The organism is Paraburkholderia tropica (assembly GCF_900109265.1).
In the GTDB taxonomy this organism is placed as follows: domain Bacteria; phylum Pseudomonadota; class Gammaproteobacteria; order Burkholderiales; family Burkholderiaceae; genus Paraburkholderia; species Paraburkholderia tropica.
The window spans coordinates 432895-449038 of sequence record NZ_FNZM01000003.1 but is presented as its reverse complement, the minus strand read 5'-3'; the positions used below and the strand labels follow the sequence as shown (position 1 = coordinate 449038).

Here is a 16144-nt window from a genome sequence, read left to right as displayed (position 1 = left end):
GTGAACACGCACACCACGAAGGTCGAAACGGAAACGGGATCGCGCGATCCCGCGTTCCCGTGTTTCCGGGCGCGCGTCGATTTACACGCCGGCCACGCCACTCGACCGGCACGACAACAACAAGGAAATTCGATGAGCGTCATCATTGCGCTGGCCGCATTGTGCTTTCTCATGCTGGCAGCGTATCGCGGCTACAGCGTGATTCTGTTTGCCCCCGTCGCCGCGCTCGGCGCGGTGCTGCTGACCGATCCCGCCATGGTCGCGCCCGTGTTTACCGGCCTCTTCATGGACAAGATGGTCGGCTTCATCAAGCTCTACTTCCCCGTGTTTCTGCTCGGCGCGATCTTCGGCAAGCTGGTCGAACTGTCGGGCGCGTCGCGCTCGATCGTCGCCGCCGTGATCGGCCTGCTCGGACGCGACCGCGCGATTCCGGTCATCGTGATCGTCTGCGCGCTGCTCACGTATGGCGGCGTCTCGCTGTTCGTCGTGGTGTTCGCCGTCTATCCGTTCGCCGCCGAAATGTTCCGCCAGAGCGGCATTCCCAAGCGGCTGATGCCCGCGACCATCGCGCTCGGCGCCTTCACGTTCACGATGGACGCGATGCCCGGCACGCCGCAAATCCAGAACATCATTCCGACGACGTTCTTCAAGACCACCTCGTGGGCCGCGCCGTGGCTCGGCCTGATCGGCTCGGCGTTCATCTTCTTCGCGGGCGTCGTCTATCTCGAAGTGCAGAGCCGCCGCGCGCAACGCAAGGGCGAAGGCTACGGCACGAATCTGCGTAACGAGCCCGTCACCGCCGACGACGTGAAGCTGCCGCATCCGCTCGTCGCCATCCTGCCGCTCGTGATCGTCGGCGTGGTGAATCTGGTGCTGACGCGCCTGATTCCGCAGTGGTATCCGGCCACCTACACGTTCAGCCTGCCGGGCATGAACGCGCCGATCAGCATCGAGATCGCCAAGATCAACGCGATCTGGGCCGTGCTCGGCGCGCTGTGCAGCGGCATTTTCGTGGTGTTGCTGTCCGGCTTCGCGTCGATTCGCGGCACCTTCGCGGACGGCTCGAAAGCCGCCGTCGGCGGCGCGATGCTCGCGACCATGAACACCGCATCGGAATATGGTTTCGGCGCCGTGATCGCGGCGCTGCCGGGCTTTCTGGTGGTCGCGCACGCATTGCAGTCGATTTCGAATCCGCTCATCAACGAAGCGGTGACGATCAATCTGCTCTCCGGTATCACCGGCTCGTCGTCGGGCGGTATGAGCATTGCGCTCGCCGCGATGGCGGATCGCTTCATCGCCTCCGCGCATGCTTCGGGCATTCCGCTGGAAGTGCTGCATCGCGTGGCGTCGATGGCGGCGGGCGGCATGGACACGCTGCCGCATAACGGCGCGGTCATCACACTGCTCGCCGTCACGGGACTTACGCACCGCGAAGCCTATCGCGACATCTTCTTCATGACGGGCATTAAGGTCGCGGCGTCGTTTCTCGTGATCGCCGTGTTCCTCACCACCGGACTAGTTTAATACGCTGAATACGACGTCGATTCGCAAAGCCATAGCACAACGCCAGCGCATTTCGCGCTGGCGTTGTGCATTGCGGATGTCGATATCAAGCCCTATCAAGCGATATCAAGCCGCCACGGCTGCCGCCTCGTTCACGGCGACCACGCTCGTTTCTTCGTCGATCACCGCGGCGATCGCCTCTTCCACCGCACGCGCCGCCTTCCTCGTCTTGCCCGCGCGCGAAGGCGGCTGGCACGCGCCGCACACGACGCCCTTCTGCAAGTCGTGCTTGTGCGCCACGAACTTGCCGGTGCAGCGGCAACACGGCGTCAATTGCAGCATCTCGGCTTCGAAGAAACGTACCAGCGTCCACGCGCGCGTGAGATCGAGCACGGGTTCGCCTTCGGTGCGTTTGCAATGTTCGAGATAGAGCCGATACCCTTTTGTGAGCGCATCGAGATGCGAACAACTGGCCTCGCGCCTGAGAAACAGATAGGTGTTGAAGAACAGCGAAGCGTGAATATTCGGCAGCCACGGCATGTACCAGTCGGCCGAAAACGGCAGCATGCCTTTGGGCGGCGACACGCCCCGCACTTCGCGATACAGGCGGATCAGCCGGTCGCGCGACAGGCTCAGCTCGCTTTCCAGCACCTGCATGCGCGCGCCGAGTTCGATCAGCGCGACGGCACGAAAGACCTCTTGTGCGTCCTCGGTGACGCTCCGGCGGGATATCGTATTCGTGGTGGGCATGATGGGCAGCGCTTAGACCAGCAGTTCGACCGGGTGTCCGGCCATCAGAATCGCCGCGTGCGTCGAGACGATGTCGGCGTGCTTCGACGGCTGCACGAGCGCCGAGAGCAGCATCTGATCGTTGAAGCGGAACGCGCACAATAAATGATCCGACGTGGCGAGCTTCACGACCTGCGCGAGAGACAGTCCCGCCAGCAGATCGGCGACCTCCGCCGACAAGCCCAGCCGGAACATGCCCACCGCGCGGTCCTCGCGCAACATGCGCTGCGCCAGCACGAGATAGGAGAGATTGACGTCGCGAATGCTTTCCTGGATGTCGAGTGTATTCATGGTTTCTGGCCTCGATCATTGTCTATGAATGGCCACGCCAAACGCCTGAATGGCTTCATCGGAAAACTTCGCGTTGATGCGGTCTTATGCGGTCCGGATGCAGGCCGATGAATCAAGCGCGGTGAATGTTTGCATTTCCAGATTAGTCCGCGTCTTCAGGTGCGGTCAATATTCACACGAATGAATTTAATCAATCGCCCGTCATCGATTGGTGAAGAGTCGTTATCGCGCCGACGGTGATTCGGGCATGGAACTTTCTTCCTCGCTCGATGTGTCGGCATTTAAGTCTTCATGTGTTGAAGTGACCGGTCATTTGTACTGCGCTTTTGATTGCGAATGATGCGCCGCGCTAAGATGGCGCATCGACTGAACGCTTGAGCGCTATGCCGGACGACTCCGGCTAAAGAGACGCTACAGAGACCACCAAAGACCCGAGCCATGAAAACCCACCGGCCACCGATTCAAAACGCAATTCGCGCGAGCGACTCGCTGGTATTCGAATTGATTCGCATGCCCGAGGGTCCGCTTGACCGCGCCGCGTTATTCGCGCTTTATCAATCGGCGCTGCATGCACATATCGACCGGGCTTTCGGCTGGGACGACGCATTTCAGCAAGCGCGCTTCGATAGGTCGTATCACGATGCCGATATCGAATTGATCGTTCAGGGACAGGAAACTCAAGGGCGGGAAATCGCGGGCTATCTCGCGCTGACAAGCGATACAGACGCGCTTCATCTCTCGTTGCTGATCCTGAAGCCGGCGTTTCGCAATCGCGGCATTGGCGGCGCGATCATGCGAACCCTCATGTCACGGGCGACGCAATCGAATCGGCCATTGATGCTGTCGTGCTTCCTGTGCAATCACGCCGCCATGCGCTTTTACGAGGCGCTCGGTTTTCAGCCCGTGGAGCGCGACGCGCATTTCGTCACGTACCGCTTTGCCGCGAGTGACAGCGACGCTGCCTGAGCGGCCGCTCAGACCTTGCTCAAGCTCTGCCGGAACTGCTGCGGCGTGCTGCCGAACGCGCGCCGGAACATCACCGCGAACGTGCGCACATCGGCGTAACCGAGCGCCTGCGCAACATCGCCGGGCGCGTGGCCGACCGAGAGCCTCGACAGCGCGTCTTCCAGACGCAGCCGCTCGCGCCATTGCACGAAGCTCATCCCGGTTTCCTGGCGAAACAGCCGCGCGAGCGTGCGCACGCTCGCGCCGGTACGCTCGGCCCATTGTTCGAGCGTGTCGGCGTTCGCGGCATCGGCAATCAGGCTGTCGCAGATCGTGCGCAGTCGCGGGTTCTCCGGCAGCGCGAGGCGCACCTCGTCGTCGGCCGCGGTGGGCGCGCCCGCGAGGCGCTCCGCCAGCAGATGCAGGATCAGCGGCACGATCAGGGCCGCCCGCTGCTCGATGGCTTCCGCATCGCTGCCCTCACCCGTCGCGCACATCGACAGAATGCTCGCGCGCAGCAGATCGTCGAGCGCGATCATCCGGCAATCGCTGCCGAGCGGCGGCAGCGCCTCCGGGTCGATATAGAGCGTGCGCAGCGCGGTCTGGCCGACCATGTGCAATTCGTGCTCGATTTGCGTTCCGATCAGCAAGGCCATGCCCGGCTTGAGCGTCCACAATCCGCCCGGCGTGATGACGCGCACGATGCCGCCCGCCGCATAGATGAGCTGCGCGCGATGATGAATGTGGGCAATTTCGTGGGCGCCGTCTGCGTAGCCAATCGCTTGCGCGATCACCTTTTTGGCAGCGGCACTCTGTCCGAAGGTCTGGAGCCGAGGTACGGCCATGTCTTATTCGATGACAAATATGGGGCGTGAGACGTCTGATGCGCCAAAAATGTCCTTTTTGACGACAAAGTTGTCCTGACGTAAGTCAGTGCCTCCGATTATAGTGCGTCTGGGCCCGCTTTCGCGCCGCCTTGACCTGCCGTACTCCCCACGGTTTTGCCCATCGAGCGCCACCAAGAGCACGCATTATCGCCTTTCAGTTTGTAATTACGAATCACTCTCATTCACATTCATCCAACGCAGCGAGTCAATCACATGAAAACCGGGGTACGCGTTTCAAGCGCGTTGAGCAATGCCTTGCTGTTCTGCCTGTTGAGCGGCTTCCACGCCGCCCAGGCGCAAACCGCGACGACGACCAGCAGCACCACGAATAACAACACCACCACCACCGGAACGACCGGCACGGACGGGCAGTTGCCCACCGTCAAGGTGACGAGCAACCGCGGCAACCACGCCACCGGCACGGCGGACGGCTATGTGGCCGTCACCTCGGTATCGGCGACCAAGACCGATACGCCGCTGATCGAAACGCCGCAGTCGGTCTCGGTAGTGACGAGCGACCAGATGACCGCGCAAGGCGCGCAGACCGTGGCCGAAGCGCTGCGCTACACCGCCAGCGTGACCTCGGAGATTCGCGGCGCCTCGGCCTCGGGCGCGCCCTATCTCTTCAGCCGCGGCTTCTACCTCGAACAGTTCCTCGACGGCGCGCGCATTCCGAGCGACGTCAGCTTCGGCTACGCGATCCCCAACTTCGACCCGTACGGTCTCGAACGCATCGACGTGCTGCATGGTCCCGCCTCGGTGCTCTACGGCCAGGCCAACCCCGGCGGCGTGGCCAATCTCGTCAGCAAGCAGCCGACCACCACGCCGATCCACGAAGTGTTCTTCACGACCGGCAGCCACAATCGCGTGCAGGCGGGCTTCGACCTGGGCGGCGCGCTGACCTCGGACGGCAAGCTCTCGTATCGACTGACCGGCACCGGCCTCGACTCGACCACGCAGGTCAACGGCACGCGCCAGAAACGCATCTACATCGCGCCCGCCGTGACGTGGAAGCCCGACCAGAACACCACGCTCACGGTGCTCGCGAAGTATCAGCGCGATCCGGACGTGGGCTATTACAACTTCGTGCCCGCCGTCGGCACGGTGCTGTTCAATCCCGCCGGCAAGATTTCGTCGCATACCAATGTCGGCGATCCGGATTTCGATCATCACTCGCGCACGCAGCTCTCGCTGGGCTATCAGTTCGAGCATCGCTTCAACGAAACCTGGACGGTGCGCCAGAACACGCACTACACCTATGTGAAGGACGACTTCACCAACGTGTTCCCGTACGGCTACGCCTCGGGCTCGAACACGATGCTGAACCGCTACACGTTCTACAACCGCGAAAGCGCGAAGGTCTTCACGATCGACAACCAGGCGCAGGCGAAATTCTCGACCGGCCCGGTCTCGCATACGGTGCTGGCCGGCTTCGACTTCCAGCGCGTGGTTTACGGCGAAGACGTGGGCGCGAACTTCGCGGCGTCCTCGCTCGACGTGTTCGATCCGGTCTACGGCAACAACACGATGCCGTCCGAGACCTCGTACGATCACATCCGCCAGAAGCAGCTCGGCGTGTACGCGCAGGACCAGATGGCGTTCGGCAAGTGGCGTTTCCTGATCGGCGCGCGTGAAGACTGGGTCGACGCCGACGACAACAACCCCGTCACCGCGACCTACGAGGCGCAATCCGCGCGCGCGTTCACGTGGCGCACCGGTCTCGTCTATCTGTTCGACAACGGCATCGCGCCCTACGCGAGCTTCTCGAAGTCGTTCGATCCGCAGGTCGGCGAACTGTATGGCGGCGGCATGGCCAAGCCCACCACGGCGCAGCAATACGAAGTGGGCGTGAAGTATCAGCCGACGGGTTACAACAGCTTCGTCACCGCGTCGCTCTTCAACCTGACCGAGCACAACGTGCTGACCGCCGACCTCGATCACTCGGGCTACTACACGCAGGCGGGCGAAGTGCGCGCGCGCGGGCTCGAACTCGAAGGCCACGCGAGCCTCACGAACGATCTGAACCTGATTCTCTCGTACACGTATCTGAACGACGTGACGACCGAGTCCAACGACACGGCGACCACCATCAGCGGCACCACCACGTCGCTGCAAGGCAAGAGCGTGTGGGGCATTCCGCGCCATACGGCGTCGGCGTGGCTCGACTACACGCTGCACGGCGGCCCGCTGCGCGGCCTCGGCTTCGGCGGCGGCGTGCGCTACATGGGCGCGACCTACGACGAGAGCAACACGATCCACGTGGGCGCCGTCACCGTGTTCGATGCGACGGTTCACTACGACACCGGCAAGCACTGGCTGTTCTCGGTGAACGCGAAAAACCTGTTCAACCGCGAGTACGTGGCATCGTGCTTCAGCTCGACGACCTGCACCTACGCCGACGGCCTCGAAGTGCTCGCGTCCGCGCGTTATCGCTGGTAAGGCAAGGAGGCGCGTGTTGACCGACATGGCATCGACTGAATCGACTCAATCCTCCGAATCGTCCGACGCGCACGCAGCCCGCGACGCCCGCACCCACGCTCGCGCGGTGCGGGCGTCGGCGTCGGCGGCGTCGCCCGCGCCGCTGTTCGAACTCGAAGGCGCCGCCTTCGAGGCGGACGGGCGCGTCCTGCTGCACCCGCTCGACCTCGTTTTGCCCGCCGGCCGCATGACCGCGCTGATCGGTCATAACGGCTCGGGCAAGAGCACGCTGATCAAGCTGCTCGCGCGCCAGCAGGCGTGCACGCGCGGGACGCTGCGTCTGCGCGGCACGGCGCTGGGCGACTGGCCCGCGCGCGAATTCGCGCGGCAGGTCGCGTATCTGCCGCAGAATCCGCCCGCCGCGACCGACATGACCGTGCGCGAGCTGGTCGCGCTGGGCCGCTATCCGTGGCACGGCGCGCTCGGCCGCCTGAGCGCCGACGATCACGCGCATATCGACGCGGCGCTGCGCCTCACCGACACCGCGCGTTTCGCCTCGCAGCTCGCCGATCACCTCTCGGGCGGCGAGCGTCAGCGCGTCTGGCTCGCGATGCTGGTGGCGCAGGCCGCGCCCTGTCTGCTGCTCGACGAGCCGACTTCCGCGCTCGACATCGCGCATCAGATCGAGGTGCTGCGCCTGCTGCGCACGCTGACCGACGAGCGCGCGCTCACGGTCGTGATCGTGCTGCACGACGTCAATCTCGCGGCGCGTTTCTGCGACGACATGATCGCGCTGCACAGCGGCCGCCTGCTTCAGTGCGGCACGCCCGACGAAATGATGGACGCCCGCGTGCTCGAATCGATCTATGGCATTCCGATGGATATCTTGCCGCATCCTCATAGCGGAAGCCGGCTTGCGGTCGCGCGCTGACATGCAGCGACGCACCTTGCTGCGGCGCGCCGCGCTGCTTCCGCTTCTGTGCCTCGACATGCCGCGCGCGTTCGCGGCTTCCGGCGCTTCTGCTGCTTCTGGCGCTTCTGCTGCGTCATCGGTGCCCGCGCGCGCGCCGCGCGTCGTCGTGCTCGATTGGGGTCTCGTCGAAACGCTGCTCGCGATGGGCGTCATGCCCGCGGGCGTCGCCGAGATCGACAGCTACAACGCGAGCGTGGTCGCGCCCGCCGTGCCGCGCGGCGTGACCGACGTGGGCCTGCGCCTCGCGCCGAGCCTCGAACTGCTCCAGCAGATCGCGCCGGACCTCATCCTCATCAATTCGAGCCAGGAATCGCAGCGCGAGATGCTCGAACGCATCGCGCCCGTGCGCGCGTTCGCGGTCTATACCGATGCGGGCTCGCCGTATCACCGTTCGTGCGAGGTGACCTTGCAGCTCGGCAAGCTATGCAAGCGCGAAGCGGCGGCGCAGGCGCTGATCGACGGCACGCAGCACGCCATCGACACGGCGCGCGCTCGACTCGACCATGCGCGTACGAGCGCGCACGACGCACTCGGCCCCGCCGATCCGCTCTATCTGATTCGCTTCTTCGATGGCCGCCACGTGGGCGTCTACGGCGCACGCAGCCTGTTTCAGGACGTGATGGACGCGCTCGCGCTGCGCAACGCGTGGCGCGGCCCGACCGATTACTGGGGCATCGGCGTGGCCGGTCTCGAACAACTGGCCGGCGCGCCCGACGCGGGCCTGCTCTATTTCGACCCGCTGCCCGCGGGCGTGGACCGCCAGCTCGCGAGCAATCGCCTGTGGCGCGCCCTGCCGCCCGTCGCGGGGGGACGCGTGGCCGCGCTGCCGCCGTTCTGGGGCTTCGGCATGCTGCCCTCGGCGGCGCGCTTTGCCGATGCGCTCGCCGACGCACTTACCGCTGCACTCGCCACCGCGCCCCACGAACCGTCCGCCCTGCGCGACCCGCAACACACATGAATACTGCCCGTCTCGCTCCGCCGCGCCTGCTTCGCTGGCTTCCGCACGGCTGCCTCGCCGCCTTGCTGACGGCCGCGCTGCTGGCCACGGCGCTCGCGCTGAGCCTCGCGAATCTCGGCGCGCTGCTGCCCGCCGCGCAATGGGCGCACGCGCTGCGCGCGCCGCTCGGCATCCAGCAGATCGTCGTGCACGACAGCTGGCTGCCGCGTCTCGTCGTGAGCTGGCTGTGCGGCGCGATCCTCGGCCTCGCGGGCACGATCTTCCAGCAGGTGCTGCGCAATCCGCTCGCCGAACCGATGACGCTCGGCGTATCGGCAGGCGCGCAACTCGCGCTCACGATCGCGACGCTCGCCGCGCCCGCGCTCGCCGGCGCGGCCGGTTCGTGGATCGCGCTCGGCGGCGCGTTCGGCGCCGCGCTGCTGGTGTTCGGCCTCGCGTGGCGCAGCGGTCTCGCGCCCGTGCCGGTCGCCGTCGCGGGCATGGTCGTCACGCTCTATTGCGGCTCGATCGGCGTGGCGCTGCAAATGTTCTACGCGCCGTATCTGCGCGGCCTCTTCATCTGGGGCGGCGGCTCGCTCGTGCAGCAGGACTGGCGCGCGGCGACGATGCTCGCCACGCGTCTCGCGATCGGCGGCGCGGCCGCGTTCCTGCTGCTGCGTCCGATGACGCTGTTCGGTCTCGCCGATGCCAACGCGCACAGCCTCGGCCTGTCGCTGCGCCGCATGCGTCTGCTGGCGCTCGCGCTGGCCGTGATGCTGAGCGCGGCGGTGGTGAGCGCGGTGGGCGTGATCGGCTTCATCGGTCTGGCCGCGCCGCCGCTCGCGCGCATGGCGGGCGCCCGTCGGCTCGGGCAGCGTCTCGTGGCTGCTCCGCTGTGCGGCGCGCTGATTCTCTGGGTCGCCGATCAAGCGGTGCAGCGCTTTTCCGGCGTCATGGGCGACCTGCTGCCGACCGGCGCGGCGACCGCGCTCTACGGCGCGCCCGTCATGCTGATCCTGCTCGCGCGCATGCAGCGCGGCGCGCGGCTCGTCGCGCCGCCGTCGGCTTCGCTGGCCGGACACGGTCGGTCCGCTTCCGCTACCGCGCTGCGCTGGCGTTTCGCGGCGCTGATGCTGGCGCTGCTCGGCGCACTCGCGCTGAGCCTCGTCTTCGCGCGCGGGCCGCAAGGCTGGCACCTGAGCGGATGGAGCGAGCTGGCGCACGTCACGATCTGGCGCGCGCCGCGCGCGCTCGCAGCGCTGGCCGCCGGCGCGATGCTCGCCATCGCGGGCACGCTGATGCAGCGCCTGACCGGCAATCCGCTCGCCAGTCCCGAACTGCTCGGCGTGAGCGCGGGCGCGGCGCTCGGCCTCGTCGCGCTGGTGACGGGCCTGAGCGGCTTGAGCGGCTTTATCGCCGCGAATCACGCCACCCGCTTCGCGGCGACGAGCCTCGGCGCGCTGGCCGCGCTGCTCGCGATCCTCGCGTTCTCGCACCGCTCGCGCTACGCGCCCGAGCGCGTGATGCTCGCGGGCGTGGCGATCGGCGCGCTGTTTCAGGCCGTGGTGGCCGTGTCGATCGCCGGCGGCGGCGAGCAGGCGGCGGCGCTGCTGCAATGGCTTTCGGGTTCCACCTACACGATCACGCCCGCCGACGCCGCCCTCGCGCTCGCGCTGTGCGTGGCGCTCTGCGCGTGTCTGCCGTTCACGCAGCGCTGGCTGCAGATCCTGCCGCTCGGCGACGCGCCCGCGCGCGCACTCGGCGTGCCGATGCGCGGCGCGCGTCTCGCGCTGCTCGCCCTGATCGCGCTCCTGACGGCGGCGGCCACGCTGATCGTCGGGCCGCTGTCGTTCGCGGGGCTGATCGCGCCGCATCTCGCGCGCCTCTTCGGCGCGCGGCGTCCGCTCGCGCAACTGGCGCTCGCCGCGCCCACGGGCGCGCTGACGCTCGTGATCGCCGACTGGCTGGGCCGCACGCTGCTGATGCCGCGCGAACTGCCCGCCGGGCTGGTGGCGACGCTGATCGGCGCGCCGTATCTCATGGTGCTGCTCGGCCGCCGCCGCTGAACGACACGCGACTCGACACACGAATTACCGATATTTCTGGGGAACCCGATGTTTGTGCAACTGCTAAAACTGCTTCGCCGCCTGTGGCCGATCACCGTGCTGGCCACGCTGATGGGCGCGGCCAGCGGCGTCGCCACCGCCGCCCTGCTGGCCGTCACCAACCGCACGCTGCAAAGCGGCCATGCGCTGCCCGCGCTGCTCTGGAGCTTCGCGGGCCTGTGCGCAATTGCGCTGATCGGCGAAGTGGTGTCCGACATCGGCAACAACATCGTCGGGCAGCGCGTGATCGCGATGTTGCGCAAGGATCTCAGCGAGCGCATTCTCGCGGCGCCCATCGGCCAGATCGAGCAGTTCCGCAGCCATCGCCTCGTCACCGCGCTCAATCAGGACATCGATACGATCAGCGGCTTCTCGTTCCTGTTTTCGAGCCTCGCGATCGCAACCGCGACGATCATTGGCTGCCTCGGCTATCTGCTGGTGCTCTCGCCCGTCATGCTGCTGGTCGCGCTCGTCGCGATCGCGCTCGGCTCGGTCGTGCAGACGCTCGCGCGGCGCGCGGGCATCGCGCGCTTCGGTCTCGCGCGCGCCGCGGAAGACCGCTTGCAGAAGCACTATCGCTCGATCACCGAAGGCGCCAAGGAGCTGCGCCTGAACGGCCCGCGCCGCCGCTTCGTCTACGAGCACGAACTGAGCGGCACGATCGACGACATCCGGCGACTGCGCGTGCGCGCGGCAAATGTGTTCGTCTCCGCGAATGCGTTCGGCTCGCTGCTGTTCTTCATCGTGGTCGGCCTGATGCTCGCGTTTCAGAACGGCGTGGCGGGCGCGGATCGCGCGGTCACGACCGGCTTCGTGCTCGTGCTGCTCTACATGAAAGGGCCGATCCAGGAGATCGTCGGCGCGTTGCCGGTGATCGGCCGCGCGCAGGTCGCGTTCCAGCGTATCGCCGATTTGCAGGCGCGTTTTTCGACGCGCGAGCCCGCACTCGTGGCCGCGGAAAATACGCAAACGGCAGCGAAGGCGACGACGAGCACCATCGACTGGGAAAACTTCACGACGATCTCGCTCGATCACGTGCATTACCGCTTCGCCGCGCCTCCCGCCGCCGACAAGGACGTCGCCGGCAACGACGCGGCGAACCACGCCCCCGGCGGCTTCGAACTCGGTCCCGTCGATCTCACGATCGCGCGCGGCGAAACGCTCTTTATCGTCGGCGAAAACGGCTGCGGCAAGACCACGCTGATCAAGCTGCTGCTCGGCCTCTACCGGCCCGACGCGGGACGTTTGTGCGTGGACGGCCAGCCCGTCGACGACCGCGATCTCGACGCGTATCGCCAGCGCTTTTCCGCGCTGTTCTCCGACTACTACCTGTTCGACACGCTGATTCCCGGCGAAGCGCGCCTCGGCGCCGACGCGCAGCGTTACCTCGAACGTCTGGAGATCGCGCACAAGGTGCAGGTGCGCGACGGCGCGTTTACGACCACCGACCTCTCGACGGGCCAGCGCAAGCGCCTCGCGCTCGTGCATGCGTATCTCGAACAGCGCCCGGTGATGGTGCTCGACGAATGGGCCGCCGATCAGGACCCAACGTTCCGCCGCATCTTTTACACCGAGATCCTTCCGGACCTGAAGCGTCAGGGCAAGACGCTGATCGTGATCTCGCACGACGACCGCTACTTCGACGCCTCGGACCGCTATATCCGCATGGAGAACGGCCGCATCGTCGAGGAAGTGCGGCCGCAGCGCGCCGCGCGCACCGGCACGCTTTGAAGTTCGCGCCCAAGACCTGAACCGACCCTCGCGTGGAGGCCATACCGCATGTCAACCATCGTCACGCAACCGGATTCGACACGACGCTACGGCGCGCGCAGCACCCGCAACACCCGCGCCGCTTCGCTCACGCCGCTGTTCACGCCACATCGGCTCACGCGCAGTTTCCCCGCGCCGCTCGTTATGCCAGGCGCGGGCGTGCTGCATGTGTGGCGCTTTCGCGCGAGCTGGCTGCCCGTCGCGATTCACGAAAGCGAGCATTGGCTCTCGGACGCCGAGCGCAACCGCGCGCGCCTGCATCCGAACGCCGCGCAGCGCCATCGTTATGTCGCGAGCCGCATCATGCTGCGCTGGATCGGCGCGAATCTCTGCGGGCTCGCGCCGCGCGATGTTTCGATCGTCGACGAATACGGCGAGCATCGCGGCGCGCGGCTCAAGGTCGGCGATGAGCATCTGAATGTCGATATCGCGTTCGCGGGCATCTGGGTGCTGATAGCGATCGGGCAGGCCACGCTCGGACTCGGCGTCGCGATGCCGCGACCGGGCGGCGAAACGCAGCAGGCCGCGAGTCAGCATCCGCAGCGACGCGCGAGCGCAAACGTGTGGGACACGCTGCGCAACAGCGTACGGCGTACGCAGGACGAAGCACGTCAGCGCCATGCCGCGCGTTTCGCGAGTATGTCGGCGGCGATGCAGCGCACGGACATGGCGGCGTCCGGCGCGTCGCTGCGCATCGACAGATCGGACCCGCTCGATTCACTCGATGCACTCGACAAGCACGGCCCCGCCCTCTGGCTCGATCTCGACGATGCAGGGCGCTGGCATGTGATCGATCTGCCGATGCCCGGCGAGATTCACGGCGCGATTTCGCTGGCGCAGCGCATCGAGCAGATTCACGCGGTCGGCTGGTTCGGGCCGTAATTGAATGAAATTGAATGAGCGCGGCGCAATCGATCGATGCGCGCGCAAAGACCCTGTACGCAATAGTGCTTTCGATCGGTCATCAAAAATCGAAATTCACCATTGCGTACAACGTGCTTCATTATCAGCGGCGCCTTTCCTAAACTTGGCAAGACATGGCGCGGACTCGAATTCGCGCCGTCGATACACGACATGGCGTTTTATCTGCGCTACCGCGCATGACGAAAACCTCGTTTTGCGTCGTTTATGTCGAAAATTCAGTCCAATAATGGAGGAGCAAATCATGAAGCCCATTACCAGCACGCTGTTCGCAGCCGCTGCCGCCACTGCTTTGTTGATGTCGGGCGCGGCATTCGCGCAAAACAACACGCTCGCGACGCCGAGCGTGAAGTCGCCGGTCGCGCCGCCCGCAAGCGGCTATGGCACGCCGGGCCTCGCCAATTCCGATAGCGGCGCCGGTACGTCGAATGCGAATCAGGCGAATGGCGCGAATTCGAACGCGACGTCGATCGCGCCGGCTTACGGCACGAACAACACGCTCGCAACGCCTTCCACGAAGTCGCCTTCGGGTCAGTAAGCCGCGCAATCAATCGCAATGGATTGACGCCGTCGCCATATAAAAAACCGCTGCCTTCGCGGGCAGCGGTCTTTTTATTGCAAGCGGCTTCAGGCGACGCTAACCCGCGCGGACGACTTTCGGCTGAAACGCCTTGAGACGCGAGCCATCGCCCGCGGCTTCTTCGCGCGGCGCGAGCGTCGAAAGATAGCGCAGACAGCACACGCGCAGAAACGACGCGAAATTAAACGGCTCGTCGCCGCGCAGCGCGTGCAATTCGTCGTAAAGCTTGACGGCGAATTGACTCGTGGTGAGTTGCTCGCGATGCGCGATTTCCTGCAGCACATCCCAGAACAGATTTTCGAGTCGCACGGTGGTCACCACGCCGTGGATGCGTAGCGCGCGCGTGCGCGGTTCATAAAGAATGGGATCCGCGTTGATATAGATTTCGCACATTTGGACCGCTCCTGTTTCTGCTGTCGGGTTCGCGCCGGAGCACTGGCGCCCTGCGCACCACGCATTACATTGCGTAATAGTCTCAAATCCTGCACCGCCAGGCTAGCCATTCCTGCACGCGTGCGCCGCAACCTTAAAGCGTAATACGCGTGCCGAGCAGCGCGAGGAATTGCGCGAGCCAGTTTGCGTGCGAGGTCCACGCGGGCGCGGTCACGAAGTTGGCGTCGGTGATCGCGTCGGGCCAGTCGAGCGCCACATACTGGCCGCCCGCGAGCTTGACCTCGGGCGCGCAAGCCGGATACGCCGAAATCCGCCGCCCTTCGATCACGCCCGCCGCCGCGAACAGTTGCGCGCCGTGGCACACCGCGGCGATCGGCTTGTTCGTTTCGGCGAAATGACGAACCCAGGCAATCACGGTTTCGTTGAGCCGCAGATATTCGGGCGCACGGCCGCCGGGCACGAGCAAGGCATCGAATTTCGCCGGATCGATCGACGCGAAATCGGCATTCAGCGTGAAATTGTGGCCGCGCTTTTCCGTGTAGGTCTGATCGCCTTCGAAGTCGTGAATCGCCGTGCGGATGACGTCGCCCACGCGCTTGTCGGGCGCGACCACCGACACCGAATGACCGACCGCCGCGAGCGCCTGAAACGGCACCATCAATTCGTAATCTTCCACGAAGTCGCCGGCGAGAATGAGAATGCGCTTGGACATGTTCCGTTTCCTGTCTGTGATGCGGTGATGAGCGGGAATGCGGAAAACACTGTAGCAAGCGTGGAAGCGCGGCGGGTAATAGAGGGTTAAATGCGAGAGGGTTAAATGCGAGAGGGTGAAATGCGAGAGCGTTAAACGCGCGCGGACTTTTCGACGCAGGGCGGCGGCAGTCGTCGTTAATAGAGCGTCTTCGTGCCGGAGATCGGCAGGACCGTGCGTCCGCCCACCTGAGGCGCGCTGCCGGGGCGCGCGCCCACGCCCTGCACGGTCGCCGCGCCACGCACGAAGGTGAGGAGAATGGTCTCCGCGCGCGGGTTCGGCTCGCCGCGCGTCAAGGTTGCAGCGTAGCGCTGCCAGTCGGGGTCGTCGAGCTTGAAGAGGCAGCCCGCCATCAGCGCGAGCGAAGTCGGATTCAAGGTCTGCGCGGCTTCGAGCCGCTTGAGCAGACGCACCGCGCCAATCCAGTCGGCGTAGCGGATATGCAGACGCACCGCCGCGAGACACACCGGCGGCCATTCCTCACAGAGCACGTCGATGCACGCGAGCAGATCTTCCAGCTCATCGCGCGAGGCGCAGGACAAACCCAGGTCGAATATCTTCAGCAAGAGCGCGGTGACATGCGCCGGGCATCGCCGGTATGAGGCATCGGTAATATCGGCCGCAATCCGATCCAGCATGACGTTAAGGCACTCCGTCGAATTCATGGCAAAAAGCGCCGATCGTCGCGACGCAAACCGCTTGTGGATCGATTGTGAATCGATCCACAGCGCATCGGCACGCGAAACTTCGCAAACTCATACATCGATTCCGCTGCCGACCCGGCGTGCAAACCGGGGCCCTATATCGTCGGGAGAGTCAAGGCGGTGCCATTCCGCCTGCCTGCCCTGCATCGTCAGGCTCATTGCACTTTCGCGGAGGTC

General features: G+C 65.4%; 15 protein-coding genes. 9 read left to right on the top strand and 6 right to left on the bottom strand.

Features of this window, described 5'->3' with window-relative positions; translation table 11 throughout:
* The first annotated feature begins 132 nt into the window (after window positions 1–132).
* Window positions 133–1524: a GntP family permease gene (locus tag BMY06_RS06520; protein ID WP_074982115.1), complete on the top strand. Its 1392-nt coding sequence runs from the start codon at window positions 133–135 to the stop codon at window positions 1522–1524.
* 105 nt (window positions 1525–1629) lie between these two features.
* Here the strand turns inward: BMY06_RS06520 and flhC are convergent, their stop codons facing one another.
* Both flhC and flhD read right to left on the bottom strand, forming a co-directional pair.
* Window positions 1630–2253, bottom strand: a complete 624-nt coding sequence (gene flhC, locus BMY06_RS06515; protein WP_390970464.1) for a flagellar transcriptional regulator FlhC — start codon at window positions 2251–2253, stop codon at window positions 1630–1632.
* A 12-nt stretch (window positions 2254–2265) separates the two neighbouring features.
* A complete protein-coding gene (flhD, locus tag BMY06_RS06510) occupies window positions 2266–2583 on the bottom strand; it encodes a flagellar transcriptional regulator FlhD (protein ID WP_074982114.1) in 318 nt (105 codons plus the stop codon).
* Window positions 2584–3021: 438 nt separating this feature from the next.
* On the opposite strand from flhD, the gene BMY06_RS06505 reads away from it, so the two are divergent.
* The gene (locus tag BMY06_RS06505) at window positions 3022–3549 is read left to right on the top strand and encodes a GNAT family N-acetyltransferase (protein WP_080180808.1); all 528 of its coding nucleotides are present in this window, start codon (window positions 3022–3024) and stop codon (window positions 3547–3549) included.
* Between the two features lie 8 nt (window positions 3550–3557).
* Here the strand turns inward: BMY06_RS06505 and BMY06_RS06500 are convergent, their stop codons facing one another.
* Complete coding sequence (locus tag BMY06_RS06500) at window positions 3558–4373, bottom strand: AraC family transcriptional regulator (protein ID WP_080180807.1); 816 nt, start codon at window positions 4371–4373, stop codon at window positions 3558–3560.
* 255 nt (window positions 4374–4628) lie between these two features.
* Here BMY06_RS06500 and BMY06_RS06495 point away from each other — a divergent pair, with 255 nt between their 5' ends.
* The 7 genes from BMY06_RS06495 (at window position 4629) to BMY06_RS06465 (ending at window position 14077) form a co-directional block, all read left to right on the top strand.
* Window positions 4629–6854, top strand: coding sequence for a TonB-dependent siderophore receptor (locus BMY06_RS06495; protein ID WP_074982112.1), 2226 nt, complete (start codon window positions 4629–4631; stop codon window positions 6852–6854).
* Window positions 6855–6867: 13 nt separating this feature from the next.
* A complete protein-coding gene (locus BMY06_RS06490; protein WP_244144275.1) occupies window positions 6868–7764 on the top strand; it encodes an ATP-binding cassette domain-containing protein in 897 nt (298 codons plus the stop codon).
* A 1-nt stretch (window position 7765) separates the two neighbouring features.
* Window positions 7766–8764 carry an ABC transporter substrate-binding protein gene (locus tag BMY06_RS06485; RefSeq protein ID WP_074982111.1) on the top strand — a complete coding sequence of 333 codons (999 nt, stop codon included), beginning with the start codon at window positions 7766–7768 and terminating at the stop codon, window positions 8762–8764.
* A complete protein-coding gene (gene fhuB, locus BMY06_RS06480; RefSeq protein ID WP_080180806.1) occupies window positions 8761–10809 on the top strand; it encodes a Fe(3+)-hydroxamate ABC transporter permease FhuB in 2049 nt (682 codons plus the stop codon). Before BMY06_RS06485 ends, fhuB begins: the two co-directional genes overlap by 4 nt.
* A 48-nt stretch (window positions 10810–10857) precedes the next feature.
* Window positions 10858–12579 (top strand): cyclic peptide export ABC transporter, encoded by a 1722-nt coding sequence (locus tag BMY06_RS06475; RefSeq protein ID WP_074982109.1) that lies wholly within the window; start codon window positions 10858–10860, stop codon window positions 12577–12579.
* A 48-nt stretch (window positions 12580–12627) separates the two neighbouring features.
* Window positions 12628–13500 carry a 4'-phosphopantetheinyl transferase family protein gene (locus BMY06_RS06470; RefSeq protein ID WP_074982107.1) on the top strand — a complete coding sequence of 291 codons (873 nt, stop codon included), beginning with the start codon at window positions 12628–12630 and terminating at the stop codon, window positions 13498–13500.
* Window positions 13501–13783: 283 nt separating this feature from the next.
* Window positions 13784–14077, top strand: coding sequence for a hypothetical protein (locus BMY06_RS06465; RefSeq protein ID WP_065061006.1), 294 nt, complete (start codon window positions 13784–13786; stop codon window positions 14075–14077).
* Window positions 14078–14176: 99 nt separating this feature from the next.
* On the opposite strand, the gene BMY06_RS06460 is transcribed toward BMY06_RS06465, so the two are convergent.
* The 3 genes from BMY06_RS06460 to BMY06_RS06450 all read right to left on the bottom strand — a co-directional run bounded on the left by BMY06_RS06460 (window position 14177) and on the right by BMY06_RS06450 (window position 15901).
* Window positions 14177–14512 carry a ribbon-helix-helix domain-containing protein gene (locus tag BMY06_RS06460; protein WP_065060764.1) on the bottom strand — a complete coding sequence of 112 codons (336 nt, stop codon included), beginning with the start codon at window positions 14510–14512 and terminating at the stop codon, window positions 14177–14179.
* A 133-nt stretch (window positions 14513–14645) separates the two neighbouring features.
* Entirely contained in the window at window positions 14646–15224 is a 579-nt protein-coding gene (locus BMY06_RS06455) for a DJ-1/PfpI family protein (protein ID WP_074982106.1), read from the bottom strand.
* 176 nt (window positions 15225–15400) lie between these two features.
* A complete protein-coding gene (locus tag BMY06_RS06450) occupies window positions 15401–15901 on the bottom strand; it encodes an HrpB1 family type III secretion system apparatus protein (protein WP_074982104.1) in 501 nt (166 codons plus the stop codon).
* Window positions 15902–16144 lie beyond the last annotated feature (243 nt).